This is a genomic window from Ruegeria sp. AN11, assembly GCF_056536005.1.
On the sequence record NZ_JBQFJD010000001.1, the window covers coordinates 2028979 to 2053075 of the forward strand.

The window sequence follows — 24097 nt, forward strand, 5'->3', positions numbered from 1 at the left end:
TTCGAAGCTCTGCCCCTCATAAGTCCTTCCAACCCCTCTTTCTGAGAGGCGGGGAATTTTAGAACAGCTGCAAATCCTTCGCGCCGCTTTGGATTTCGGCAAAATTGGGCATGTTGTGGATCACCGCCGGAGCAGGGACCGCACCCGGCATGGCCACTGTAGGTTTCACTGCAGCTGCCTTTCCAAAGGCTGGTCTCTCCAGTTCTCCCCGGATATCGCGCAGCAGCGTTTTGTGATCCGGCATCGTTTTGAGGATCTGTGCAAGGTGCCCCTTCGCGCCCTTCCACCACTGGAACCAAATCGGTCGGTTCAACGGTCGCAGCCGATCACGGATGCCTTCACCATAGCCCGTATCATAGACCTGCTTGCCCAAAAGAACCGTCTGATAGACCCGGTGGTCAAACAGCGTTGCAAACTCGACATCGTGCTGCATCGGAAGCCGGTGCTGCCACAATTTCAGGTTTTCGGCCAACCGATCCGGTACTTTCATCTCGGTGCGTGCATCGATCCAGTATTGGTCGTCCGTGCGGTTGCCCAGTTGGTAATGCAGACAGATGAATTCCAGAACTTCGCCATAAAGCTTGTCCATCTGCCGATTATACCTGGCGCGCAAGGACGGCTCCATGTCGCGTGTGGGCAGGTGTTCGGCGAACCAGCGTACTGCATGATCAATCATATGGATCGCGGTACTTTCCAATGGCTCAATAAAACCACCGGAAAGACCGATCGCCACACAGTTTTTGACCCAGGCGTTGCGGACGCGACCGATACGCATCGGGATCACACGTGGCGTCGCCCCCTTGCCGCTGTCCCCCAGCCATTCGAGGTATTCATCCGCCGCCTGATCATCCGTGCGGTGTGCCGACGAGAACACATAACCGGTGCCCACACGGTTATAAAGCGGCACCCGCCATGTCCACCCTGCGCCCAGTGCGGTAGACCGCGTAACGCTTTCGATCTTTTCCGGGTTGGGATGCTCGATCTGCAACGCCATGGCGCGGTCGTTTGGCAGATAATCCGAATAATCCATAAACGGCTCGCCAAGTGCCTTGTTGATGATCAACCCGCGAAAACCGGTACAATCGACGACCATCTCGACGTCATGGCGGCCTTTGCGGTCCAACATCAGGTGGCTGACATTGCCCTTTTCATCCAGCTCTACTGACTGCACTTCATCCTGTATATGCTCCACACCACGCTTGGTGCAGACCTTGGTCAGCATGCCTGCGAACTTTACGGCATCCAGATGATACGCATAGCCAAAGCGCTGCTCAAATTCCGGCTGACCCAGTTGCCGTGCGCCTTTACACAATCGGGCCAGATCATCGTGTGGCGAGATTGATTGCGTAAAGTCCCGATCCCCATTGCCAAAGCGCAGGAAATATTCGGCGGCCTCCAACCCCTCCAGCATCTGACCATGGGCAAAAGGGTTCACGTAGTCGATGCGATTGCCCTTGGTGTCCTTGTTCCAGTTGCAGAATTTCACACCCAGCTTGAACGATGCGTTGGTCTCGCGGAAAAAATCCCGCTCTGAAATGCCCGCCTGGCGGAGCGTGACGGGCATGCGCGGAACCGTGGCTTCGCCAACACCAACGGTGGCGATATTCGGGCTTTCGATCAGGCAGATACGCGGGCGATCCTTGGGTGCTGACGTGCGTGAAAGCACCATTTCCAGGATCAAGGCGGTCATCCAACCAGCCGTACCACCACCTACGATGGTGATTTTACTTAAACGATTATTCATGTATTTCTGTCCCTGTTGGCTTGGGGGATTTTTTGGCTGCCTGCCCTTTTTTGTTTTTGGGCTTGTGTGGCAGCCTTCCCTTTTCGCTGCGGGAAACTATAGCAGTTTTCCTGCTTTCAGCTAGAGCCTATGAAAATATGGCATTCAGACCCGTCCATGCGTCCGAAATCGCAACGGAAAACACTCATCGTTTTGCTCCCGGCACCACATGAAACCATGGCGCGCCAGTCGCCACGGTGCTGTACATCGTCTTCAGAACGTGGGTCCCTGCGAAACAGGGCAGTATCAGGAAAAAACCCATTTCGGGCGCGGATCAGATTTCCTCGCCCTTCTTCAAAAGCTCTTCGATCAGGGCGCGCTGCAGGTCGGTACTGTCGCCGCCTCCGAACTCTGCCGCACCACCGGTATAAAGGGTGCCGTAGGTCGCGGCGATGTTCACAGTCTGGGCCAGCCCCGAGATCAACTGGTCTTTTCTCAGTGAAGACAACGGGTGGATGAACGCAGCCCACAAAGTGCCATTGGCGATCGCGTAACGCGCATCCAGCGTACTGTCGAAATTGGCCTGCATCATGCGCCGCAGATCATCATCCGACAGCCCCTCGGCACTGCGGATCGGGACCATGGCGCGCATCCGATCGGCATGAATGTCTGTCACCACCAACATCGGATAATCCGCAACCGTCATCTGAAATCCGGGGCCCTGCGGTTGCGCTTCTGGGTCAATCGCAAAGATGATCTTGCCCAGACGCTCGTAATCCATTGCCGGCTCGGGTGCCTGCCTGTCCTGAGCCGCCAGTCCTCCGGCCAGAAAAATCAGCAATACGGCTAGTCGGATCATGGCACTTCTCCTGCAGGCTATTCCTTCACAATAGAAAGCCACCTTTTCACTGGCCAAACAAAGCTTGGTGAAGAGTATTCCCGGCAAGCCCTATCTTTGAACGATCTGCAAAATCTGACGGCCTTACTGCGATAGTTCGTACAAGAACAGCCGCCTATCTTTGTTTCAGCGGTTGGCGCACCAGCCAGCCCGAACCTGAACACGAAAGGAAATGCAATGAAAAATCTGGTCCTGACCACCCTGATCGCAACCCTGCCGCTGATCGCTGCCCCGGCCTTTGCCGCCGATGAAATCAACGTTTCGAACGGCATCTCGGCAGCGGGCGCACCTTTGGCGGCCCATGGCGTCGATCTGGTCGCGCTGGTCAATGACGGCAACCCGGTAGAGGGTTTTGCAACCCATTCCGCCACCTACGACGGAGCGTCGTACTACTTCACCAGCGCCGCGAACCGCGAAGCGTTCGAGGCCAACCCGGCCGCCTATCTTCCGCAGCATGGCGGATTCTGCTCGTATGGCGTGTCCGTGGGCAAGAAGTTCGACGGCGACCCGGATCAGTATCTGGTGGCTGATGGAAAACTGTACCTGTTCCTGAACGCCGATACCCGCGCTGCGTTCCTGAAGGACGTCACCGCCACGGCAAAAACAGCTGACGACCAGTGGGCAAGCATCAAAAGCATCGCCGTCGGCGAACTGTAATCAGGCAGCCCGCGGCACTACGGTGTCGCGGGTCGCCTTTGTTTGATGACCTCTATGGCCTGTTCCAATGCAGCTTCGATACTCAGATCAGAGGTATCGAGCAGAACCGCGTCATCTGCGGGCCTCATCGGCGCCGCGCTGCGTTCCGCATCCCGCGCGTCACGCTCCCGTACATCCGCCAGGACCTGATCGCGTGTGACATCAGCCCCTTTTGCGCTGAGTTCAAGATAGCGACGCTCTGCTCGCACCTCGGCACTGGCGGTGACGAACAGTTTCACTTCCGCCGCCGGACATATCACGGTTCCGATATCGCGGCCGTCCAGCACGGCCCCTCCCGCCCGGCGGGCAAAGGTGCGCTGGAAATCCACCAACGCGGCGCGCACTTCGGGGATCACCGCAACTTTCGAGGCCGCCTGTGCAATCTCGGCCGTTCGCAGATCACCCTGAGCCAGTTCTTCAGCGGTCAACGCAAGCGCCGCCGCAACCGGGTCCACACCAACCAGCGTGTGCCTGCCCACGGCACGATACAGCAGCCCCGTGTCCAGATGCGCAAAGCCAAAATGTTCAGCGACACCTTTGGAAATCGTGCCCTTACCCGCCGCCGCAGGACCGTCTATGGCGACCGTAAAACTCATGTACGCTCGACCTTCGCCCCCAAGGCCGCCATAAGTGGTTCGAAAATCGGGAATGAGGTCGCGATTGGGCCGCCGTCATCGACAGATACCGGAGATTTCGCACCCATGCCCATGACCATAAAGGACATGGCAATGCGGTGGTCGAGAAAGCTCTCACATGTGCCGCCGCCTGGGACGTTACCGATGCCGAGGCCCTCGACCGACCACCAGTCGTCGCCCTCGTCCACTGTCACGCCATTGGCGCGCAGCCCGCGCGCCATGGCGTCGATGCGATCGCTTTCCTTGACGCGCAGTTCCTTGACGCCGCCCATCATCATGGTGCCGGTGGCATTGGCCGCTACCACAGACAGCACCGGGTATTCGTCGATCATCGAGGCCGCGCGTTCCGGTGGCACGTTGATGCCCTTCATGTTGGGTGAATATTTGGCGCGCAGATCGGCGACTGGTTCGCCGCCCTCTTCGCGCTCATTCTCATATGTCAGGTCTGCGCCCATCTCGCGCAAAGTCGTGAACAGCCCCGCACGGGTCGGGTTCAGACCGATACCCGGAACCAGTACGTCAGAACCGGGCGTGATCAGCGCCGCGCAAACCGGGAAGGCCGCGCTGGACGGATCCCGCGGAACGGCAATAACCTGCGGCTTCAACTCGGGGCGACCGGTCAGCGTGATCACGCGACCCTCGTCCGTGTCCTCAACCGTAATCTCCGCTCCGAAACCGGCCAGCATCCGTTCGGAATGGTCGCGGGTGGCTTCTTTTTCGATCACCACGGTCTTGCCCGGTGCGTTCAGACCGGCCAGCAGGACGGCCGACTTGACCTGAGCCGAGGGGACGGGAACTTCGTAGCGAACCGGCACTGGCTCGGCCGCGCCCACGATTGTCATCGGCAGACGCCCGCCGGAACGACCGACAGATTGCGTGCCAAACAGCGCCAGCGGATCGGTGACCCGCGCCATGGGACGCTTGTTCAGGCTGGCGTCGCCGGTAAAGGTCGCGGTGATAGGCGACGTCGCCATCGCCCCCATGATCAGGCGCACTCCGGTGCCCGAGTTGCCGCAGTCGATAACCTGATCGGGCTCGGCAAAGCCGCCAACCCCGACGCCATGCACGGTCCATTCGCCGCCGCCGTGATCCGTGACTTCGGCCCCAAAGGCCCGCATGGCCTTGGCGGTGTCCAGAACATCCTCGCCCTCCAGCAAACCCGAAATTCTTGTTTCGCCAACCGCCATCGCGCCCAGAATCAGCGACCGATGCGAGATCGACTTGTCGCCGGGCACCTCTGCCGTGCCGGTCAGCGGGCCGCAGGGATGCGACGTCATCGGGATGGGCGTTCCGTGTCCGGACATGGGGTCTCCTTTTGCGCTATCAGTGCTCAAGCCGATTAGCGAATTGGGGCCGGTTGGTCCAGCGGCAATGCGACCGCAAGATTGAACAGAATTTGGGGCATCAGCAAGTTTCAGGCTATTGTGGCGACATTTAGGACGCATTCGTTTTGATTCACACAAATCACTCCGAGGTCTAATCATGTCACAGCTTCGATCCATGCTTTCCAAGGGAACCGAAACCTACTTTCAGCCCGAAGACCCCTTGAAGACTGACAGTGTTCTGCAGATGCGCCTGGCCTTTCTGGTCGGGTTGGTCGCCTTCGGCCTGCCAATAATTCTTGCCAGTGGCGCAATATTTGGCGGCAGCTGTTTTCGTGACAGCATCAGCCACTTTTATTACGCCCAGTTTCTGGGGGCGATTTTTGTCGGATTACTGATATTCATCGGTGGTTTTCTGATCGCTTATACCGGTGACCACTGGCTTGAGGATCTTGGGTCCTTTATTGCCGGATTAGGTGCCTGCTTTGTTGCGGTATTCCCGACAAGCGGGTCTGGCTGCGAAGAACCGGTCAGCTTCCAGTCGCGTATTTTTGCCGATGTGAACCAAACACCGCCACCGGTCTTGTCTGACCCCGATCCCGAAGCATTTTTCACGCTGTTTTCCGGTGCCCCGCATTTGCATGCCTGGTCTGCCGGTATCTTGTTTATCTATCTGGGCCTTTATTGTCTGTTTGTTCTGCGCCGCGTGGTTCCCGAGCGTCACATCAAAAACGGTCAATTGATCGAGACAAAAAGACGGCGCAACACGTTGTATACGTTGTGCGGCATCACGATCCTGCTGTGTGTTCTGGTGCTGGGAATTATCGCGTTTTCCGGCGAAGGCGCCCAGAGAGGGTGGAAGTCCCACAATCTGACCTTCTTTGTGGAAACCATCGCGCTTTGGGCGTTCGGGCTGGCGTGGTTTGCCAAAGGCAGGGCCTTTCCCAACCTGCGGGACCCCGCGCCTTAGCGCTCAGGTTTTGCGGAACGTCAGGTAATGCGGTGTACGCCCCTCCCGCAGGGCTTTTTGTTCATACCGGGTGGAAATCCAGTCGTCCCATGGCGTACGCCAGTCCTGCGGGCGTTCCGCCAACCATTCGAAACCGGCGCGCGGAACTTCCTCGAGTGTCTGCCGCACAAAGTCCGGAATGTCGGTCGCCACGCGAAAAATCGACCCCGGCTTGAGGGTGCGCGCCAAGGGTTCCAGATGTTCAGGCGTGACGAAGCGGCGGCGGTGGTGCCGGGTTTTCGGCCACGGGTCCGGGTAAAGCAGAAAGGCGCGCGAGATGCTTGCCTCGGGCAGCACGTCGAACAAATCACGCGCATCGCCGGGATGGATGGCGAGATTCTCAACCTCGGCCCGGCGAATTTTCCCCAGCAGCATGGCAACGCCGTTAATGTAGGGCTCGGCCCCGATGATGCCGACACCGGGGTTGTTTTGGGCCTGATGAACCAGGTGTTCACCGCCGCCAAACCCGACTTCAAGCCAGACGTCCCGGCCGCCAAACAGCGCCTGCAAGTCCAGAGGGTTCCGTTCGGGGTTGGTGTCCCAGTCAACCGCACCAGGTGACAATGCTGCGAGGTCTTCATTCAGATAGGTCTTTTGGCTGGGCTTCAGGGTCTTGCCCTTGAAGCGGCCATAGAAGTTTCTGCGCGGGCGTTGCGGGGTCTCGGTGCTCATGGCGGTGCCCATACTGCCCGCGCCCGGGCATTGCAAGGGTCAGAGGGCGAAGGCCAGACCCTACACCCCCGAGGTGTCTTCAAACAAAAAAGAACGCGCCCTGATGGGCGCGTCCCCCGTTAATTTCCGGTCAGACCGCGGCTTTCAGCGCATCCACCAAGTCGGTGCGCTCCCAACTGAAACCGCCATCCGCCTCCGGCTCGCGCCCGAAATGGCCGTAGGCTGCGGTGCGTTGGTAGATCGGTTTGTTCAGTTCCAGATGCGTCCGGATACCGCGTGGCGTCAGGTCCATGACCTGCCCGACGGCATTTTCTATCGCTGCATCCTCGATCTCGCCAGTGCCGTGAGTATCGGCATAGATAGACAGGGGTTTTGAAACACCGATCGCATAGCTCAACTGGATTGTGCAGCGCTCGGCCATTCCGGCGGCAACGACGTTTTTGGCCAGATAGCGCGCGGCATAGGCTGCCGAGCGGTCGACCTTGGTCGGATCCTTGCCCGAAAACGCCCCGCCCCCATGCGGCGCGGCGCCGCCATAGGTGTCCACAATAATCTTGCGACCCGTCAGCCCCGCATCACCGTCCGGTCCGCCAATGACGAATTTACCCGTGGGGTTAACGTGCCATTCTGTGTCAGCCGACAACCAGCCTTCGGGCAGGGTTTCCCGGATGTAAGGTTCGACAATGGCGCGGATGTCGTTCGAAGACAGCGCCTCGTCCAGGTGCTGTGTCGACAATACGATGGAACTGACGCCGACCGGCTGGCCGTCGCGATAAATCACCGACAGTTGTGATTTTGCATCCGGCCCAAGCGCAGGCTCGGTGCCATTTTTGCGAACCTCCGCAAGACGACGCAGGATCGCGTGCGAGTACTGGATCGGTGCAGGCATCAGCGCAGGCGTTTCCGTGGTGGCATAACCGAACATGATCCCCTGATCACCGGCGCCTTCATCCTTGTTGCCCGACGCATCCACGCCTTGCGCGATATGCGCGGATTGTTCGTGCAGCAGGTTGGTGACTTCGACCGTTTCGTGGTGAAACTTGTCCTGCTCGTACCCGATATCCTTTACGCAGGCGCGCGCGATCTCGTCGATACGGCCCATATATTCGTGCAAACGGTCCTGATCTGAAAGACCGACCTCGCCTCCGATTACAACTCGATTGGTCGTCGCGAATGTCTCGCAGGCGACACGCGCTTCGGGTTCTTCGTTCAGAAATGCATCAAGCACAGCATCGGAGATGCGGTCGCAGACCTTGTCCGGGTGCCCTTCGGAAACAGACTCCGAAGTAAAGGTATAGTTTTGTCGGGACATGAAAGTGCTCCATTAAGATTTCCCCATCACGCCAGGAAGCCGTTGTGACAGGCATCAGGATGCATAAATCGCCCGGCCAGAAGGGTCAATCCGCATTTATGATCCGGCCCGCCTGGCAAGCAGCCAGGACACCGAAAACATGGCCAATAAAGCCAAAAGCACCGGACTATCCCCAATGCGCGAATAAAAAGTTTCCGTCAGGGGGGCCGGTAGCCGTGCATCCACGTAGCCTGCCTTCCCCAGGGGCAATGCGCTTGTGATGCGTCCCAGCGGGTCAATCATGGCCGATACTCCGGTGTTGGCTGACCGCATCATCGGCAGGCCCGTCTCAATCGCGCGCATCTGGGCCTGCGCCAGATGCTGGTAAGGGCCGGATCGTGTTCCGAACCACGCGTCGTTGGTGATTTGCAGCAGGTAATCCGCGCGCCCCGGGGCCGACAGGACGTCCTGAGTAAACACCGCCTCGTAACAGATAAGCGGCAACGCCCGGCCGAGCATGCCCGTATCCAACAGGGCTGGCCCGGGTCCGGAACTGAAACCGTTGCCCGTAGTCGTGGCCATGCCGTGAATTCCGAAACGAGCCATCAGATTCCCGAAAGGCACATATTCCCCGAATGGCGCAAGGTGATGCTTGTCATACAGCCCCTGCTGCTGGCCATCCTGATCCAGCAAGATCATGGAATTGTAGATACGGGCGCCATCACTGCGCTGGATACCCAGAACAACCGGGACACCCTGGGCGGCATCTGCGACGGCGTTCAGATAAGGTTGCGCCCCGCTCAGCCACGCCGGTACGGATGTTTCGGGCCAGACAATCAGATCGGGGCGCGGTTCAGCGGCAGTAAATTCTACCTGCCGCGCAAAAAACAGCGGCGTGAAATCCGGATCCCATTTCTGGTGTTGCGGTGCATTGGGCTGCACCAAACGCACGACGTGATCGGTGTCAGTCACATTGGGCCTGCTGAGCGCATATACCCCGGCCAGAATCGCAAGCCCAGCCGTCATCGCAATTGGCACTGCCGGGTCCCGAGTGTCTTCGCGCTTGGTCAGGCCCGCGCCCAAAGGCAGGGTGGCAAAAAGAGTCATCGCGCCCAAGCCGTAAGGCCCGATCAGCGACAGCAGTTGCGCCACAGGTGTACCGACCCATATCTGCGCCAGCCCTGCCCAGGGAAAACCTGTGAGCACATATCCGCGTGCCAGTTCCACCAATGAAATTGCGGTCGCCAGCAAACACGCCTGCAAAATCGCCGGAGCGCCGGGGTGCCGCGAGACACGAAACGCCAAAGCCCAGAACAACGCCAGCCCGCCGGCCAGGAATACCAGCGCAAAGGGCGCCATCCAGGCGTGGCGCGCGGCGTCAACCTGAAACGGCTCGACAATCCAGGACAGCGCGTGCGCGAAATAGCCGGTGCCAAAGGCCCATCCCATCCAACAGGCGCGCGCCTTTGTTTCTGTTGTCAGAAACAAAAGCGCGATCAATATCAGGGCAACCAGAGTTGCCAACCAATATCCGAACGGCGCCAGGCCAAACGCGGCCAGCGCCCCAAGCAACCCGGCCAGCGCCACCCTCAAAAGGAAGGGCCAGCCTTTGGCAGGGTTCATGCAACCTGATCCGGCAACATGACACGCAATCGCTTGATGCGCCGGGGATCGGCGTCGATGACTTCGAATTCGGGGCCTTCGGGGTGCAGTACGACCTCTCCCCTGGTCGGGACGCGCCCGGACAACATGAAGACCAGACCACCCAGCGTATCGATCTCTTCTTCATCGACATCTTCGTGGCTGGTCAGCGAACGTCCGATTTCGGCCTCGAAATCCTCAAGCGGGACCTTCGCCTGAACGACATAGCACCCGGGCTTCTCCTGAACCCACAACTGACTTTCATCGGCATCATGTTCGTCGGCGATCTCACCCACAACCTGTTCGATCAGGTCTTCGATGGTCAGCAGGCCATCAACCCCACCGTATTCGTCGATCACCAGCGCCATATGGCGGCGCTCCGTCTGCATCTTTGTCAGCAGAACCCCGATCGGCATCGATGGCGGCACAAAAAGAAGCGTGCGCAGCATCGACACAAGGTCAAATTCAGCCGACCCGCCGTTGAACCCGTGGGTCAGAGCAAAATCCTTGAGGTGCACAAACCCCAAGGGCGTGTCCAGGGTCCCGTCGTAAACCGGTATCCGTGACAATCCGCTGTCACGAAACAGCTGCGCCAGTTCATCCTTGCTGATCGTTGACGGGACCGCGACGATATCCGCAGACGGGATTGCAACATCCTCGACCCGCATACGGCGAAGGTTGATCATGCCGCGGGGCTGAATCATGTCGGTGTCATGTCCGTTGGCCACGCTAGCGGTGTCGTCACTCTGCGATGTAAATGCATCCACGATCCGGGAAAAAAGTCCGGATTTATCTTTACTTTCAATGTTGCCATCCTCTGGTTGCGCGCTTTGCGCCGCCATAGAACTGCCGTCTGTATCGCCCATTATCCTGTTCCAACTGTGCGGGCCCGAGGCCCCATTCATACATTATATGGGTCATCAATACCCATTTTGCCAAGTATCTCGACCTCGACCGCCTCCATCAAAGTGGCGTCAGGGTCACGAATGTGATCATACCCCAGCAAATGCAACACACCGTGAACGATCAGATGTGTCACGTGATCGCCCATGGATTTGCCCGCCTCTGCGGCCTCGCGCTCGCAGGTCTCGAAGGCTATGGCGATATCCCCCAGCACGATCTCACCCGTGAAGTCCGGACTTGGTTGTGCGGGGATTCCGCCTGGGTCCGCCGGTGAAAGATCCTCGGCGGGCCAGCTCAGCACGTTTGTCGGCACCGGCTTTCCCCGAAATTCCGAATTCAGATCGGCAATTCGGGCGTCATCACATCCCAGCAGGCTGATTTCACACTCATCGGACTCAAGCCCGCAATGGGTCAGAGCACCAATGATCGCCCTTTGGGCCAAAGGCTCCAGCCCTGACCAGCGTGCGTCTTCGACCGTTATTTCCAGGTTCATGCCTTTCACCCAATGCCTGTGCAGCGGGCGCCTTGGTCACTCTGTGTCCCGGCCCGCGTCGGCCTCATACGCTTCGATGATGGCGGCGACAAGCGGGTGGCGGACAACGTCCTTGGAAGTGAAATAGTTGAAACTGATGTTGGGAATCGACTTGAGCAGCCGTTCCGCATCCCGCAAACCCGACTGAACACCGCGCGGCAGGTCCACCTGAGACCGGTCCCCGGTGATGACCATGCGGCTGCCTTCGCCCAGTCGGGTCAAAAACATCTTCATCTGCATGGTGGTCGCGTTTTGCGCCTCGTCCAGCACCACAAAGGCATTGGCCAATGTGCGACCCCGCATGAACGCCAGCGGCGCGATTTCGATTCGCTTTTCCTCGATCAGCTTGGCCAGTTGCTTGCCGGGCAGGAAATCATTCAGCGCGTCGTACAGAGGCTGCATGTAAGGATCTACCTTGTCCTTCATGTCGCCCGGCAGATAGCCCAGCTTTTCACCGGCCTCGACTGCGGGTCGGCTGAGGATGATCCGGTCGACCTGCCCGCCGATGAACATCGACACCCCGGCGGCGACAGCAAGGTATGTCTTGCCGGTTCCCGCAGGCCCGATTCCAAAGGCCAATTCGTTGTTGAACAACGAGCGGACATAGGCTTTTTGGGCATCAGTGCGCGGTTCGACCAGCTTTTTGCGCGTCTTGATCTCGACAGTGCCGCCTTTGAACATTTCAAGCTGATCGCCGTCGCGCGTTCCGGTCTCGGCCTCGGAATTGCCCATCCGCAGTTCCCTGTCGACATCGGCCGGCATGACCTCGCGCCCGCCTTCCAGCCGGGTGTACAGGGCCTGCAGCACCTCCAGGGCTTGCTTTTGCGCATCTTCATCGCCCATTACGACCAATTGATTTCCCCGGCGCACGATCTGAACAGAAAGCTTCTGTTCGATATCGGCCAGATTGCGGTCATATTCGCCGCATAGATCAATCAACAGTCGGTTGTCGGGAAATTCAACAAGCGCCTCGTTACGGGGCATGTCATTTTGCGGTGGGGTCAGGGCACCGATGGCCAATCCGTTCTCCTGTCTTGGCGTTTCAAAATCAGCGTAGACAACAATTCTTGTCGGGCGCAAGACAGAGTTTCAAATTTTCCCCGACGCATTGCAAAAGCGCCGCCGACCGTCCCCTTGCGCCTTGGGTCGCGTTTGGTGGAATGCGCCCTCAGAACCGGTAATTCAGACCGAACCGAAGCCCCTGGTACTTGGGCGTGGATTTTGTGGAAAAGCCCGAGTCGAACGTCACGTCTTTCGACTGGAACTGAACAAATTCATATTCACCGGTAATCGACCAGTTATCGGACAGGAAGTGCTCTGCCCCGACACTGACCGAGAACCCGCCGCGCTGGTCGCTTTCCTCAAAGGACTGAATGCGGGATACGGGGCCAAAGCTGTTGGAGGTGGTCACATCGCCCTGCACGTACCCGAGTGACACGAAATACAGAATATTTCCGCCCCGGTTTGTCACGCCATTACGAAACCGGACTGACAGGATATCGGAAATTTCGGAGCTGCCCGTGACGGCAACGGACCCAACTTGAGTGGAAACACTGTCTTCCAATGATCCGAAATCGTACCCGAGCTCTAACCCGTAGACATAGTTGCGCCGGCCGCTGATAGGCAGGCTGCCGCGCCACCCGCCTCGAATTCCGCCATAAGAACCGCTCAGGGTGAGATCGCCGACAGTCGTGGTGCCGGCAGGAGTTCTGAGGCCAAACCTGTCATCCCCCTCGCCCCCGTATCCGGCACTGAGCCCGAGGTAGAACGCGCTGACATCATCGCCGTACCGTTTTGCGCTGATCACTTCAGCATCAGCAACATCGCCGTTGCGATCGCTGGCGGGGCTGGAACCGGCTTGAAACACCATCAAAAGGGCCAAAGGCAATGCTGCCCAAAACCTGGGTGAAACCGAATGTGCTCGCTTTTTCCCTCGTACCCTCCTTTGCGCCGAACGGACCATCGGACCAACGCATATCCGCTCCAAAAAGGCGCGTGGGAACCGCCCCAAGGAAAGACTGGGTTTCCTCGACCATAGTTCGCAACGATAAATCAAGGGTAAATTTTGGAAACAAACACCAGTTATGGTGTCTGCGCCATGGATAACAACAACCTCAGATCACTTCGCCCGCAAGCGAGTTTGCACCGGATTCGGTGATCAGCACGTCCCTCAGATCGCCCGCCATAATATCGGTGCCCGTAACGTGAACCGAATGCAGATACTCGGATTTTCCGACCATCTGGCCCGGCAAACGCCCTGGTTTTTCAAACAAAACCCGTACTTTTCTGCCGACCATGTCATCCTGGATCTCGCGCTGATGGCGGGTGATCAGCGCCTGCAGACGCTGCAGACGATCATCCGCCGCTTGCGGGTCGACCTGTTGCCGCTCGGCGGCCGGTGTGCCGGGGCGCGTCGAATACTTGAAAGAATAGGCATATCCATACCGGACCTGCTCGACCAGTTCTATGGTCTCCTGGAAATCCTGTTCGGTTTCCTCCGGAAAGCCCACGATGAAATCGCCGGACATGACGATATCCGGCCGCGCAGCGCGGATACGTTCGATCAGGCGCAGATAGCTTTCGGCGGTATGGCTGCGGTTCATGCGCTTGAGGATCCTGTCCGATCCCGACTGCACTGGCAGGTGCAGATACGGCATCAGTTTTTCGCAGGTTCCATGCGCCTCGATCAGGTCATCCGCCATGTCATTGGGGTGCGATGTGGTAAAGCGAATACGCTCCAGCCCGTCGACCTTGTTCAACTCCCAGATCAGGTCGGCAAGCGACACATCCCCGTTCGGGCCCGCACCGTGATAGGCATTGACGTTCTGTCCCAGCAGGGTGATTTCGCGCACGCCGCGGTCAACCAGATCCTGCGCCTCGCGGATGATACGGTCCGCAGGCCGGCTGACTTCGGCCCCCCGCGTGTAGGGAACAACGCAGAAGGCACAGAACTTGTCACAACCTTCCTGAACGGTCAGAAATGCAGTTGGCCCACGGCTGGCCTTTGGACGGTTCTTGAGCTTCTCGAACTTGTCCTCTTCCGGAAAATCCGTATCCAACGCCTTTTCGCCCGCGCGGGTCTTCGCCTCCATCTCGGGCAGGCGGTGATAGCTTTGCGGCCCCACAACCAGATCGACCAGAGGCTGGCGGCGCATGATCTCTTCACCCTCGGCCTGGGCCACACAGCCCGCAACGCCAATCTTGAGATCGGGTTTTTCGGCCTTCAACCCCTTGAACCGGCCCAATTCGGAATAGACCTTTTCGGCGGCTTTTTCCCGGATATGGCAGGTGTTCAGCAGGATCATATCCGCGTCATCCGGACTTTTGGTTTCGACATAGCCCTTCCCGCCCAGAGTTTCGGCCATACGCTCGCTGTCGTAGACGTTCATCTGGCAACCATAGGTCTTGATGTACAGCTTCTTGGGTTCTGACATGAAAACGGCCTTTGCATTCGCGGGATCGGCGTCGTCTATACCCATAGAACGCCGCTTGCAATGCCGACGCGATTAACCGATTTTGGCCGGCAATTCCAGCACGGCGGATCAAGACAGGCGATGCACTACAAGACCCTCGACACTTTTATGCAGTCCGGCAGCGCCGCCCTCGCCAAGGGACCCATTGCCCTGATCATCGCCGAGGACGACGTCGAACTTGACGGAACCATCCGCCACCATCTGAACCTTGGCTTCAAATCCCTGATCGCTTTGATGCCGCCGGAGTTTCAACTGGACCCGGAACTGTCCGAACGCATTCACCGGGTAGATCAGACCTGCGCGCCAAGAACCGTTGTCTTTGACGCCCTCAATCGGATCATCCAGGCCGCGCCGGGGTTGTGGCTGTACTACTGCTACAACGCCGAGTACCTGTTCTTTCCGTTTTGCGAGACCCGAAGCATCGGCGAAATGCTGACGTTCCACACCGAAGAGCGCCGCAATGCGATGCTGTGCCACGTGATCGACCTTTATGCCGAGGACCTGACCGTATATCCCAACGGTGTCGCCCCCGATCACGCCATGCTGGACCGAACCGGATACTACGCGCACGCCCGCCACGATGCTGACGGACATCCGCTTGAACGCCAACTGGACATGTCAGGTGGCCTGCGGTGGCGGTTCGAGGATCACATCCCCTACGAACGCCGCCGCATTGACAGGATTTCCTTGTTCATGGCGAAAAAGACCCTGACGCTTCTGCCGGACCACAGCTTTAACGAGGCGGAATACAACACGTATTCGTGCCCCTGGCATCATAACCTGACGGCCGCGATTTGTTCCTTCCGCGCCGCCAAGGCCCTTAAAAGCAATGCCGGTTCCACATTCGATATCCCGACCTTCCGCTGGCAGAATTCAGTGCCGTTTGAATGGACCTCGCAGCAATTGCTCGATCTGGGCCTGATGGAATCGGGACAATGGTTCTGACAAGCTTTTCGTCTGTTTGAAAATGCCGCAGTGGAAGCGCGGCATTGTGGCGATGGGGGCAGAGTCCCCTACCGCTGCAACAAGACCGGAAACCAGTCTTCGCGCAGACGTTGCCCCGGCTGCATGTCATGCCCCGGAAACGGGGGCGAAGTCCGGCCCGGGCGCTCGACATAGCGTGCGTCGTCACCGACCAGCCGCAACGAAAACGCCCGGCGGCGGCTGTCCGACTGATTGCCCCGCGCTCCATGCAGTGTGCGGTAATTGAAGGCGACCGCATCTCCCGGCTCCATCTCGAACTCGACGATCCGCATGCCTTCGGCATCCGGATCGGGCACGGGGATGTACTGGCCTTCATCCGCAAAGAACCCTTCCTCGGAAACCCATCGTGTCGGCAGGACTTCTTTTTCCCACCGGTGCGACCCGGCAACGCAGCGCAAGGTTGCCTGCTTGACCGGATCAAGTGGCGACCAGAAGCTGATCGTTTGCTGGCCATCAACAAAGTAATAGGGACCATCCTGGTGCCATGGGGTCGCCATCGAGGTGCCTGGTTCCTTGACCAGCACGTGATCATGAAACATCTGAACACTGCGCGACTGCATCAAGTCTGCAGCCACCTCGGCAGCCGGCGAGTTGCGGATCACGTCTTCAAACTGTCCGATTCGCGACCAGTTGCAGTAATCGTCAAAAAACAGTCCGGTCTCGCCCCGTTTATGGTTGTCGGACGCATACGGTCCAGGCTTGGCCATGTTTGCTGCCACCCCGTCGCGCAGAGCCTCTACGTGATCGGCAAATAGGCCTTTGATCAGGACCACGCCGTCTTCCTGAAAGGTGTCAATCATTTCCTGTGTAACAAGGGGGTGTGTCATCTCGGTCTCCGTGCGTTCCCTGCCCGATCTGCACATGAAAATTAATTCTGTTCAAATAATATCTTTCGAACTTAGAATTAAGGGTATGTTATACGTTACGCTCCGACATTATGAATATATCTGCGCAATCGGCCGCTACGGCAGCCTGTCTGCGGCGGCTCAGCAGCTCAATGTCTCGCAACCCGCGCTGTCCACCGCTCTGACGCGGGTCGAGTCGCAATTGGGGTATCCGCTTTTTGCCCGCAAGCGAGGCGCCGCGATGGCCGTCACGCCACAGGGCCGCCGGTTTATCGGCGAGGCTGAGGCGCTGCTGGACCGTGCCGCGCGGCTGGAATCGTCGGACCAGACCAACACCGGCGCGGCGACGCTGCGGATCGGGTGTTTCGTGGACCTGGCCCCTTTCCTGATGGCTCCGGCTTTGCACCTTCTTCGGAATGCCCTGCCTGACGTCGCGATCACTTATCAGGTGGACGGATTCGAGGGACTGATTTCGGGAATGATAGATGGGCGCATTGACATTGCTCTGACCTATGGGCTGAGCATGGATGCCGGTTTCTCGCGGCGCATCCTGTTCGACAACATCCCCCACGCGGTGATGCCGCCCGAGCATATTCTGACGGGCAACGACACAATTTCACTGAAGGAATTGGAATCGCACCCCCTAATCCTGTCTCAGGAGGGTTTGTCGGCGCAGCATGTTCTGGGCCTGTTCCGGCAAAACGGGTTGTCGCCCACCGTCGCGCACCGCGCGGCCTCGCTGGAAATCCAGCGCAGCCTTGCCGCCCACGGCGAGGGAATCGCAATCAGCTACGCCATCCCGCACAGCCATTTCAGCTATGACGGGCGACCGCTGACCAGCAAGCCGATATCCAACCCGGAAGCGGCAGAACCCGTGGTTCTGGCACGTCACGGAATCGGTCCGGCGGACAGCAATGTTCAAAAGGCGGAACAGGCTCTGACTGAACTCGGCGGTTGAGAGGTGTTACTGTGTTTTGCGAAGGCGGATAACAACGTCGACCGACGCGATCTCGACCCCTTCAGGCGCTTCGGGAAGACGCTGGATCACCAACTGATCCGAGGGCGCATCGCTCAGCCGGCCTTCGTCTTCCCAGAAGAAGTGCGGGTGGTCGTGCGTGTTGGTGTCAAAATAGCTTTTTGACCCGTCCACGGTGATTTCCTGCAGAACACCGGCGTCGCAAAAGGCGCGCAGCGTGTTGTACACGGTCGCCAGCGATACGGCGTCGCCATTTTTCTTCGCCGCATCAAACAGGCTTTCGGCGGTGACGTGACGGTGTTTTCCGTCGCCGACAAGCAGTTCAGCCAAAGCAACACGCTGGCGCGTCGGGCGCAATCCGGCGTCTACAAGCCAAGTCGTGGCTCTGTTCTGGCTTTGAGGTGTCATGATTTCCGATACCCGCAATTCTGGCTGACTTACATATAAGTGCTTCGCCCCCACAATTTCAAATGAAATTCATTCGCAAAGAATGGGCTGAGCGCGACATGATATGGACCACAACTCTTGCAGGCCCTTGCAAACGGGTGCTAGACGAGGCCAGATATAACGAACGGACCCCTGGCAGGAGAGGCGGCAGAATGGCCCAATTCCCGAGCAGTTTTGACAAGGATGATCTGCTGAAATGCGCCCGTGGCGAATTATTCGGCCCCGGGAACGCGCAATTACCTGCCCCACCGATGCTGATGATGGACCGGATCACCGACATTTCCGGCGATGGCGGCGCACATGGCAAAGGCCATGTGGTGGCAGAATTCGACATCAATCCTGACCTGTGGTTCTTTGACTGCCATTTCCCCGGCAACCCGATCATGCCAGGCTGCCTGGGTCTGGACGGGCTATGGCAGCTGACCGGCTTCAATTTGGGCTGGCGCGGCTGGCAGGGTCGCGGATACGCATTGGGCGTGGGTGAGGTCAAGCTGACCGGAATGGTGCGCCCCGACCGCAAGATGCTGACATATTATGTGGATTTCACCAAAGCCGTACAAACCCGCCGTCTGACCATGGGTGTGGCGGATGGCCGGGTCGAAGCCGACGGCGAAGTGATTTATCAGGTCAAGGACATGAAAGTTGCGCTGTCCGAAAGCTGAACCCGGCTGACGGACTGGTAACAAGGAACGGAATACAGGAGTACGCTTATGCGTCGCGTCGTCGTCACCGGTCTGGGGGTCGTTTCCTCGATCGGCAACAATGCCGAAGAGGTTCTCGCCTCGCTCAAGGCAGGTAAATCCGGGATCGAAGCCAACGAACAGATGGTCGAACACGGATTTCGCAGCCAGATCGCCGGAACGCTCAAGATCGACGTGGCCGAGCATGTGGACAAGCGCACCCTTCGTTTCATGGGCCCTGGTGCCGCATACGCGCACATCGCCATGAGCCAGGCGATTGAAGACGCCGGCCTGACCGAAGACCAGGTCGTCAACCCGCGCACGGGTCTTGTCGCCGGCTCCGGTGGACCATCGACCAGCGCCATGCTGACAGCGCATCAGACTGTGCTGAAAAACGGTGCCACAAAGCGGATCGGCCCCTTTGCGGTGCCGAAATGCATGTGCTCGACAATTTCGGCGAACCTTGCGACAGCGTTCAAGATCAAGGGTATCAACTATTCCATCACGTCGGCCTGCTCGACGTCGCTGCATTGTATCGGCAACGCGGCGGAACAGATCATGCTGGGCAAGCAGGATGTGATGTTTGCAGGCGGCGGCGAGGAACTGGACTGGACCCTGTCCTGTCTGTTCGACGCGATGGGTGCGATGTCCTCCAAATACAACGACACCCCCGAAAAAGCCTCGCGTGCATTCGATCAGAACCGTGACGGTTTCGTGATTTCCGGCGGCGGCGGCATCGTCGTTCTGGAAGACCTGGAACATGCACTGGCACGCGGCGCGAAGATCTATGCCGAGGTCACGGGTTATGCCGCGACATCCGACGGACATGACATGGTTGCACCGTCCGGTGAAGGCGGCGAGCGTGCGATGCGCCTGGCCCTGTCCACCCTGCCCGAAGGCCGTAAGGTCGATTACATCAACGCCCACGGCACCTCGACCCCGGTCGGCGATGTGGGCGAGGTTGAGGCCGTTCGCCGTATCTTCGGTGAGGGCAGCGTACCGCCGATTTCGTCGACCAAATCGATGACGGGCCATGCGCAAGGCGCAGCCGGCGCGCTTGAGGCGATTTTCTGCCTTTTGATGCTGGACAATGACTTCATTACTCCGTCGATCAATGTCGACACACTTTCCGACGGCATCCTGCCCGGTGAAATTGCAACTCAGGTGGTTGAAAACGCAGGCCTGGACAGCGTGATGACCAACAGCTTCGGCTTTGGTGGCACCAACGGCTCCATGATCCTGTCCAGGTATAACGGGTGACTATTATGTCGGATCTTCTCAAAGGCAAACGCGGCCTGATCATGGGCGTGGCGAATGACCGCTCGATTGCGTGGGGCATTGCCAAGGCGATGCATGAGGCCGGTGCCGAACTGGCGTTCACCTATCAAGGTGAGGCGTTCGGAAAGCGTCTGGAGCCGCTGGCACAAAGCCTCGGCAGCGATTTCATGGTAGATGCGGACGTCACCGACGACGCCTCGCTGGACCGCGCTTTTGGCGAACTTGGCGAGCGGTGGCCGACCATCGATTTCGTCGTGCACGCCATCGCCTATTCCGACAAGAACGAACTGACCGGCCGGTTTCTGAACACGACCCGCGCGAACTTCAAACACTCGCTGGATGTCTCGGCCTATTCATTTATCGAGGTCGCGCGCCGGGCATATCCGCTTATGAAGGACAATGGTGGCACCTTGCTGACCCTGACCTATCAGGGGTCCAACAAGGTTGTTCCCAACTACAACGTAATGGGTGTGGCCAAGGCGGCACTGGAATCGGCGACCCGCTACCTGGCCAACGATCTCGGCCCCGACGGTATTCGCGTCAACGCAATCTCTCCCGGGCCGATGAAAACGCTGGCCGGGGCCGCAATTGGCGGCGCTCGCAAGACCTACAAGTTCTGCGATCAAAACGCGCCGATGCGATCGAACGCGACGCTTGAGGCTGTGGGCGGCACTGCGGTCTATCTGGCGTCGGACGCCGGGTCCTGCACATCAGGCGAAATCATCCGTGTTGATGGCGGTTTCCATATCCTTGGAATGCCGCAGCCCGAGGCGATGTGACCATATCTTTCCCTGCCGACGCCTAGATTTGACCATCTTTCGGCGGCAGGGATTGGCTTATGAGCAAGCTAGACCAGATCATTGCAAACAACGCGCGCGGACCTCAGGTCCGGCGCAAGTCGGGACTCCTGACCAATCGGGGTCGTGTCATGTTACTGACGCTGACATCCCTTCTGGTGCTGTTTGTCTTTTTGACTCAGCCACCGGTGCGTGAAGCTGTGGATCGCCTTATCGGCATGATTGCAGGCTGACGGTCTTTTCGCCTTTTCCGGTCAGTTTACCGAAACCACCTCAATCTCAAAGATCAGGTCTTGTCCCGCCAGGGGATGGTTCCCGTCAAGGGTAACTGTGGCCTCGTCCGCATCGACAACGGTAACAGGTAAAGCTTGCCCGTCAGGTGTCTGCATCTGCAGCTGAGTACCAGGTTCCAGCGGAATATCATCCGGGATGCCTTCGCGCGGGATGGCCTGACGCATCGCCGGGTTGATCGGCCCATAGGCTTCCACACAGGCGATTTCGACCCGTTTTTTGTCGCCTGCCGCCAGACCCGGCATGGCCGTGTCGAGGCCGGGAATGATCTGGCCCGAGCCAACGACGAACTCCAGCGGATCGCGCCCCTCGGAACTGTCGAAGACGGATCCGTCCAGCAAGGTGCCGGTATAATGGATGCGCACTGTGTCGCCTTGTTTGATTTCAGTCATATTGAACTCCGACCGGGTAAGGAATGAACCGGTCAACCTAGGGTATGACACGATAATGTAAACCCTTGCCCCTTTAACCCACGAAACTCCTGTGCCAACCTGCCGCCGAATGGCAGTGAGGGTCCGATGGCAATTTCCACCTGTGTTTTTGATGCCTATGGTACGTTGTTCGATGTCACCGCCGCCGCAAGGCAGGCCGCAGGTGAACCGGAGTTCGAGGCGCTACAGCAGAAATGGCCCGAGCTGGCCAATTTCTGGCGCCTGAAACAGCTGCAATATACCTGGTTGCGGGCGATAACAGACGCGCATGCCGATTTTTGGGACGTGACGCAGGACGGGCTTGATTGGGCATTGGAAGCCACGGGGCTGAATGGCAATGCCGCCCTGCGACAGAGGCTACTGGATTTGTACTGGCAACTGCAGTCCTATCCGGAAGTGCCCAAGATGCTGAAGGCATTGAAAGCGGGTGGTTTACAGACCGCCATCCTGTCCAACGGATCTCCGCCGATGCTGGAAGGTGCCGTGCAGTCGGCCGGCGTCGGCGATCTGCTGGACGACGTGCTGTCGGTCGAAACCGTTGGTGTCTTCAAACCAAATGCGAAAGTCTACGATCTTGTGCAGCAACGCTTTGGCTGTGAACGGGATGAGGTCCTGTTCGTCAGCTCCAATGGCTGGGACGCCGCCGGAGCCAGCGGATACGGGTTCGTGACTGCCTGGGTCAACCGCGCAGGCGAACCCCAGGACCGATTGCCGTGGGCTCCTGCTCATATTCTGTCCGACTTGACTTCGATCCCAAAGCTGGCCGGTCTTTGATGCCGTTTTTCACGACCTCGGACAACAGGCACATCTATTATGAGGACAATGGCACAGGCGCTCCGGTCCTGTGTCTGGCAGGATTGACGCGCAATGGTCGGGATTTTTCTTTCCTTGCGCCCCACATGGCCGATTACCGCATGATCACAATGGATTATCGCGGGCGAGGTCAATCCGATCATGACCCGGACCACGCGAACTACAACATCCAGCGCGAGGCGCTGGACGCAATCGAATTGCTGGATCATCTGGCCCTCGACCGGGTGGTCATTCTGGGGACGTCCCGCGGCGGGCTGATCGCGATGGCGCTGGCAATCAGCCATCGCCACAGGTTGGCCGGCGTTATCCTGAACGATGTCGGCCCGGTCATTGAACCTGCAGGCATTGCCAAGATCATGGAATACGTCGGCAAACCGCCGGTTTCCAGAACACTGGATCAGGCGGCACGGCAACTGAAACAGGCTATGGACCCTCATTTCCCCGGTGTCCCTCTGAGCATCTGGCGACGGCAGGCCGAGTTTCAGTACGAAGATCAGGGCGGGCATCTGTCGTTGCGCTACGACCCCGCCTTGCGGACCGCGCTGATCGAACAAGCCGCTGCCGGTGTGGTGCCGGATTTGTGGCCGTTGTTCGAGGCCTTGCGCGATTTGCCGGTTGGTGTCATCCGTGGCGCAAACTCGGACATTCTGGGAAGGGAAACACTTGCCCAAATGCAAACTCGTCACCCCGGGCTTATCGTGGCTGAGGTGCCGGATCGCGGGCATGTTCCCTTTCTGGACGAGCCCCCTTCGCTGACCGTCATTCGCAAAGTACTGGACGCCGCATGAGCACCATTGATCTGATCGAAGCCGCCGCCACCCGACTGCGGGGACATGTGCGGGAAACACCGATCCTGACCTCGCCCTTTCTGGACGAAATCGCAGGCCGGCGGGTGCTGGTGAAACCCGAATGCCTGCAACATACCGGCAGTTTCAAGTTTCGCGGCGCGTGGTCGGCAATCTCGGCGCTGGAAGAAAGTGACCGGCAGCGCGGCGTCATTGCCTATTCCTCGGGCAACCATGCGCAGGGGGTTGCGCTGGCCGCGTCCCGGCACGGGATATCATCGGTCATCATCATGCCCTCAGACGCGCCACGGCTGAAGATCGAAAACACCCGCGCATTGGGGGCCGAGGTTGTTCTCTACGACCGCACAACAGAAAGTCGCGAGGAGATCGGAGAAAGTCTGGCGCAGGAACGTGGGCTGACGCTGATCCGGCCCTACGACGAACCGCAAGTAATCGCCGGACAGGGCACCACGGGGCTTGAGATTGCTCGTCAGGCAGCCGAAGCCGGGGTTGCCAATGCGGACGTTCTGGTGTGTTGCGGCGGCGGCGGCCTGTCATCGGGCATTGCCTTGGCTTTGGAAAAACACGCGCCTGACCTGCGGGTTCGCCCGTGCGAGCCGGAAGGCTTTGATGATGTCAAACGATCGTTGGAAAGCGGCCGCATCGAAAAGAACACGGCGGCAGCGGGCAATCTGTGCGATGCAATCCTGACCCCCCAACCCGGCCGGATCACCTTCCCGATCCTTCAGCGTTTGTGCGGTCCCGGGCTGGCGGTATCCGAGGAAGAAGCCCTGCGGGCAATGGCGCAGGCTTTTTTGCGCCTCAAGATCGCGCTGGAACCGGGCGGGGCCGTGTCATTGGCGGCAGCCTTGTTCCGAAAGGACGAGATTCAGGGCGACGCGGTCATTGTAGTGGCATCCGGCGGAAATGCCGATCCGCAAGTTTTTGGCCAGGCGTTGGAATTCCTGACCTGAC

26 protein-coding genes and 1 riboswitch are annotated in these 24097 nt (G+C 58.8%); of the genes, 11 read left to right on the forward strand and 15 right to left on the reverse strand.

What is annotated here, in order from left to right; genetic code table 11:
* Positions 1–58 precede the first annotated feature (58 nt).
* Both ACR3EQ_RS10005 and ACR3EQ_RS10010 read right to left on the reverse strand, forming a co-directional pair.
* Entirely contained in the window at positions 59–1744 is a 1686-nt protein-coding gene (locus tag ACR3EQ_RS10005; RefSeq protein ID WP_170613431.1) for a tryptophan halogenase family protein, read from the reverse strand.
* 313 nt (positions 1745–2057) lie between these two features.
* Complete coding sequence (locus tag ACR3EQ_RS10010; protein ID WP_170613433.1) at positions 2058–2582, reverse strand: hypothetical protein; 525 nt, start codon at positions 2580–2582, stop codon at positions 2058–2060.
* 216 nt (positions 2583–2798) lie between these two features.
* On the opposite strand from ACR3EQ_RS10010, the gene ACR3EQ_RS10015 reads away from it, so the two are divergent.
* Entirely contained in the window at positions 2799–3278 is a 480-nt protein-coding gene (locus tag ACR3EQ_RS10015) for a YHS domain-containing (seleno)protein (RefSeq protein ID WP_170613436.1), read from the forward strand.
* 17 nt (positions 3279–3295) lie between these two features.
* On the opposite strand, the gene cmk is transcribed toward ACR3EQ_RS10015, so the two are convergent.
* Positions 3296–3913, reverse strand: a complete 618-nt coding sequence (cmk, locus tag ACR3EQ_RS10020) for a (d)CMP kinase (RefSeq protein WP_170613437.1) — start codon at positions 3911–3913, stop codon at positions 3296–3298.
* The gene (aroA, locus tag ACR3EQ_RS10025; protein ID WP_170619425.1) at positions 3910–5256 is read right to left on the reverse strand and encodes a 3-phosphoshikimate 1-carboxyvinyltransferase; all 1347 of its coding nucleotides are present in this window, start codon (positions 5254–5256) and stop codon (positions 3910–3912) included. Before aroA ends, cmk begins: the two co-directional genes overlap by 4 nt.
* Before the next feature lie 178 nt (positions 5257–5434).
* Here aroA and ACR3EQ_RS10030 point away from each other — a divergent pair, with 178 nt between their 5' ends.
* On the forward strand, positions 5435–6244 hold the full coding sequence (locus tag ACR3EQ_RS10030; protein WP_170613441.1) for a hypothetical protein: 810 nt from the start codon (positions 5435–5437) through the stop codon (positions 6242–6244).
* A gap of 3 nt (positions 6245–6247) precedes the next feature.
* Here the strand turns inward: ACR3EQ_RS10030 and trmB are convergent, their stop codons facing one another.
* The 8 genes from trmB to miaB all read right to left on the reverse strand — a co-directional run bounded on the left by trmB (position 6248) and on the right by miaB (position 14756).
* Entirely contained in the window at positions 6248–6955 is a 708-nt protein-coding gene (gene trmB, locus ACR3EQ_RS10035; protein WP_170613443.1) for a tRNA (guanine(46)-N(7))-methyltransferase TrmB, read from the reverse strand.
* 130 nt (positions 6956–7085) lie between these two features.
* Positions 7086–8267 (reverse strand): methionine adenosyltransferase, encoded by a 1182-nt coding sequence (metK, locus tag ACR3EQ_RS10040; RefSeq protein ID WP_170613445.1) that lies wholly within the window; start codon positions 8265–8267, stop codon positions 7086–7088.
* Positions 8268–8272: 5 nt separating this feature from the next.
* Positions 8273–8321, reverse strand: a riboswitch (SAM-SAH riboswitch).
* Positions 8322–8363: 42 nt separating this feature from the next.
* Positions 8364–9869 (reverse strand): apolipoprotein N-acyltransferase, encoded by a 1506-nt coding sequence (gene lnt / locus ACR3EQ_RS10045; protein WP_480490527.1) that lies wholly within the window; start codon positions 9867–9869, stop codon positions 8364–8366.
* Entirely contained in the window at positions 9866–10753 is an 888-nt protein-coding gene (locus ACR3EQ_RS10050) for a hemolysin family protein (protein WP_170613450.1), read from the reverse strand. The genes lnt and ACR3EQ_RS10050 overlap by 4 nt, the downstream gene beginning before the upstream one ends.
* A 35-nt stretch (positions 10754–10788) precedes the next feature.
* Positions 10789–11283, reverse strand: a complete 495-nt coding sequence (gene ybeY / locus ACR3EQ_RS10055) for an rRNA maturation RNase YbeY (RefSeq protein ID WP_170678303.1) — start codon at positions 11281–11283, stop codon at positions 10789–10791.
* A gap of 36 nt (positions 11284–11319) precedes the next feature.
* Positions 11320–12342: a PhoH family protein gene (locus ACR3EQ_RS10060; protein ID WP_170619426.1), complete on the reverse strand. Its 1023-nt coding sequence runs from the start codon at positions 12340–12342 to the stop codon at positions 11320–11322.
* A gap of 148 nt (positions 12343–12490) precedes the next feature.
* Positions 12491–13192, reverse strand: coding sequence for an outer membrane protein (locus ACR3EQ_RS10065; protein ID WP_480490530.1), 702 nt, complete (start codon positions 13190–13192; stop codon positions 12491–12493).
* A 244-nt stretch (positions 13193–13436) separates the two neighbouring features.
* The gene (gene miaB, locus ACR3EQ_RS10070) at positions 13437–14756 is read right to left on the reverse strand and encodes a tRNA (N6-isopentenyl adenosine(37)-C2)-methylthiotransferase MiaB (protein WP_321254901.1); all 1320 of its coding nucleotides are present in this window, start codon (positions 14754–14756) and stop codon (positions 13437–13439) included.
* Positions 14757–14876: 120 nt separating this feature from the next.
* Between miaB and ACR3EQ_RS10075 the strand changes: the two genes are divergently transcribed.
* Complete coding sequence (locus ACR3EQ_RS10075; RefSeq protein WP_480490532.1) at positions 14877–15740, forward strand: glycosyltransferase family protein; 864 nt, start codon at positions 14877–14879, stop codon at positions 15738–15740.
* Between the two features lie 68 nt (positions 15741–15808).
* Here the strand turns inward: ACR3EQ_RS10075 and ACR3EQ_RS10080 are convergent, their stop codons facing one another.
* Positions 15809–16606: a phytanoyl-CoA dioxygenase family protein gene (locus ACR3EQ_RS10080; protein ID WP_170613457.1), complete on the reverse strand. Its 798-nt coding sequence runs from the start codon at positions 16604–16606 to the stop codon at positions 15809–15811.
* 85 nt (positions 16607–16691) lie between these two features.
* On the opposite strand from ACR3EQ_RS10080, the gene ACR3EQ_RS10085 reads away from it, so the two are divergent.
* The gene (locus ACR3EQ_RS10085; RefSeq protein ID WP_170613459.1) at positions 16692–17582 is read left to right on the forward strand and encodes a LysR family transcriptional regulator; all 891 of its coding nucleotides are present in this window, start codon (positions 16692–16694) and stop codon (positions 17580–17582) included.
* Between the two features lie 6 nt (positions 17583–17588).
* Here ACR3EQ_RS10085 and irrA read toward each other — a convergent pair whose 3' ends face one another.
* Positions 17589–18008 carry an iron response transcriptional regulator IrrA gene (irrA, locus tag ACR3EQ_RS10090; RefSeq protein WP_170619440.1) on the reverse strand — a complete coding sequence of 140 codons (420 nt, stop codon included), beginning with the start codon at positions 18006–18008 and terminating at the stop codon, positions 17589–17591.
* A gap of 191 nt (positions 18009–18199) precedes the next feature.
* On the opposite strand from irrA, the gene fabA reads away from it, so the two are divergent.
* Genes fabA through ACR3EQ_RS10110 form a run of 4 tightly spaced genes read left to right on the forward strand, consistent with a single transcriptional unit; the run spans position 18200 to position 21035 of the window.
* Entirely contained in the window at positions 18200–18709 is a 510-nt protein-coding gene (fabA, locus tag ACR3EQ_RS10095) for a bifunctional 3-hydroxydecanoyl-ACP dehydratase/trans-2-decenoyl-ACP isomerase (RefSeq protein WP_170613463.1), read from the forward strand.
* Between the two features lie 48 nt (positions 18710–18757).
* Entirely contained in the window at positions 18758–19987 is a 1230-nt protein-coding gene (gene fabB, locus ACR3EQ_RS10100) for a beta-ketoacyl-ACP synthase I (RefSeq protein WP_170678313.1), read from the forward strand.
* Positions 19988–19992: 5 nt separating this feature from the next.
* On the forward strand, positions 19993–20784 hold the full coding sequence (locus ACR3EQ_RS10105; protein ID WP_170613467.1) for an enoyl-ACP reductase FabI: 792 nt from the start codon (positions 19993–19995) through the stop codon (positions 20782–20784).
* Positions 20785–20843: 59 nt separating this feature from the next.
* On the forward strand, positions 20844–21035 hold the full coding sequence (locus tag ACR3EQ_RS10110; protein WP_170613469.1) for a hypothetical protein: 192 nt from the start codon (positions 20844–20846) through the stop codon (positions 21033–21035).
* 21 nt (positions 21036–21056) lie between these two features.
* Here ACR3EQ_RS10110 and ACR3EQ_RS10115 read toward each other — a convergent pair whose 3' ends face one another.
* Positions 21057–21485 carry an FKBP-type peptidyl-prolyl cis-trans isomerase gene (locus tag ACR3EQ_RS10115; protein WP_170678317.1) on the reverse strand — a complete coding sequence of 143 codons (429 nt, stop codon included), beginning with the start codon at positions 21483–21485 and terminating at the stop codon, positions 21057–21059.
* Between the two features lie 126 nt (positions 21486–21611).
* Between ACR3EQ_RS10115 and ACR3EQ_RS10120 the strand changes: the two genes are divergently transcribed.
* From ACR3EQ_RS10120 to ACR3EQ_RS10130, 3 genes are read left to right on the forward strand one after another with little or no spacing between them, the layout of a single operon-like run.
* Positions 21612–22298, forward strand: a complete 687-nt coding sequence (locus ACR3EQ_RS10120; RefSeq protein WP_480490535.1) for a haloacid dehalogenase type II — start codon at positions 21612–21614, stop codon at positions 22296–22298.
* Positions 22298–23125: an alpha/beta fold hydrolase gene (locus tag ACR3EQ_RS10125; RefSeq protein WP_480490537.1), complete on the forward strand. Its 828-nt coding sequence runs from the start codon at positions 22298–22300 to the stop codon at positions 23123–23125. Before ACR3EQ_RS10120 ends, ACR3EQ_RS10125 begins: the two co-directional genes overlap by 1 nt.
* Entirely contained in the window at positions 23122–24096 is a 975-nt protein-coding gene (locus tag ACR3EQ_RS10130) for a threonine ammonia-lyase (protein ID WP_480490538.1), read from the forward strand. The genes ACR3EQ_RS10125 and ACR3EQ_RS10130 overlap by 4 nt, the downstream gene beginning before the upstream one ends.
* Position 24097: the final 1 nt, after the last annotated feature.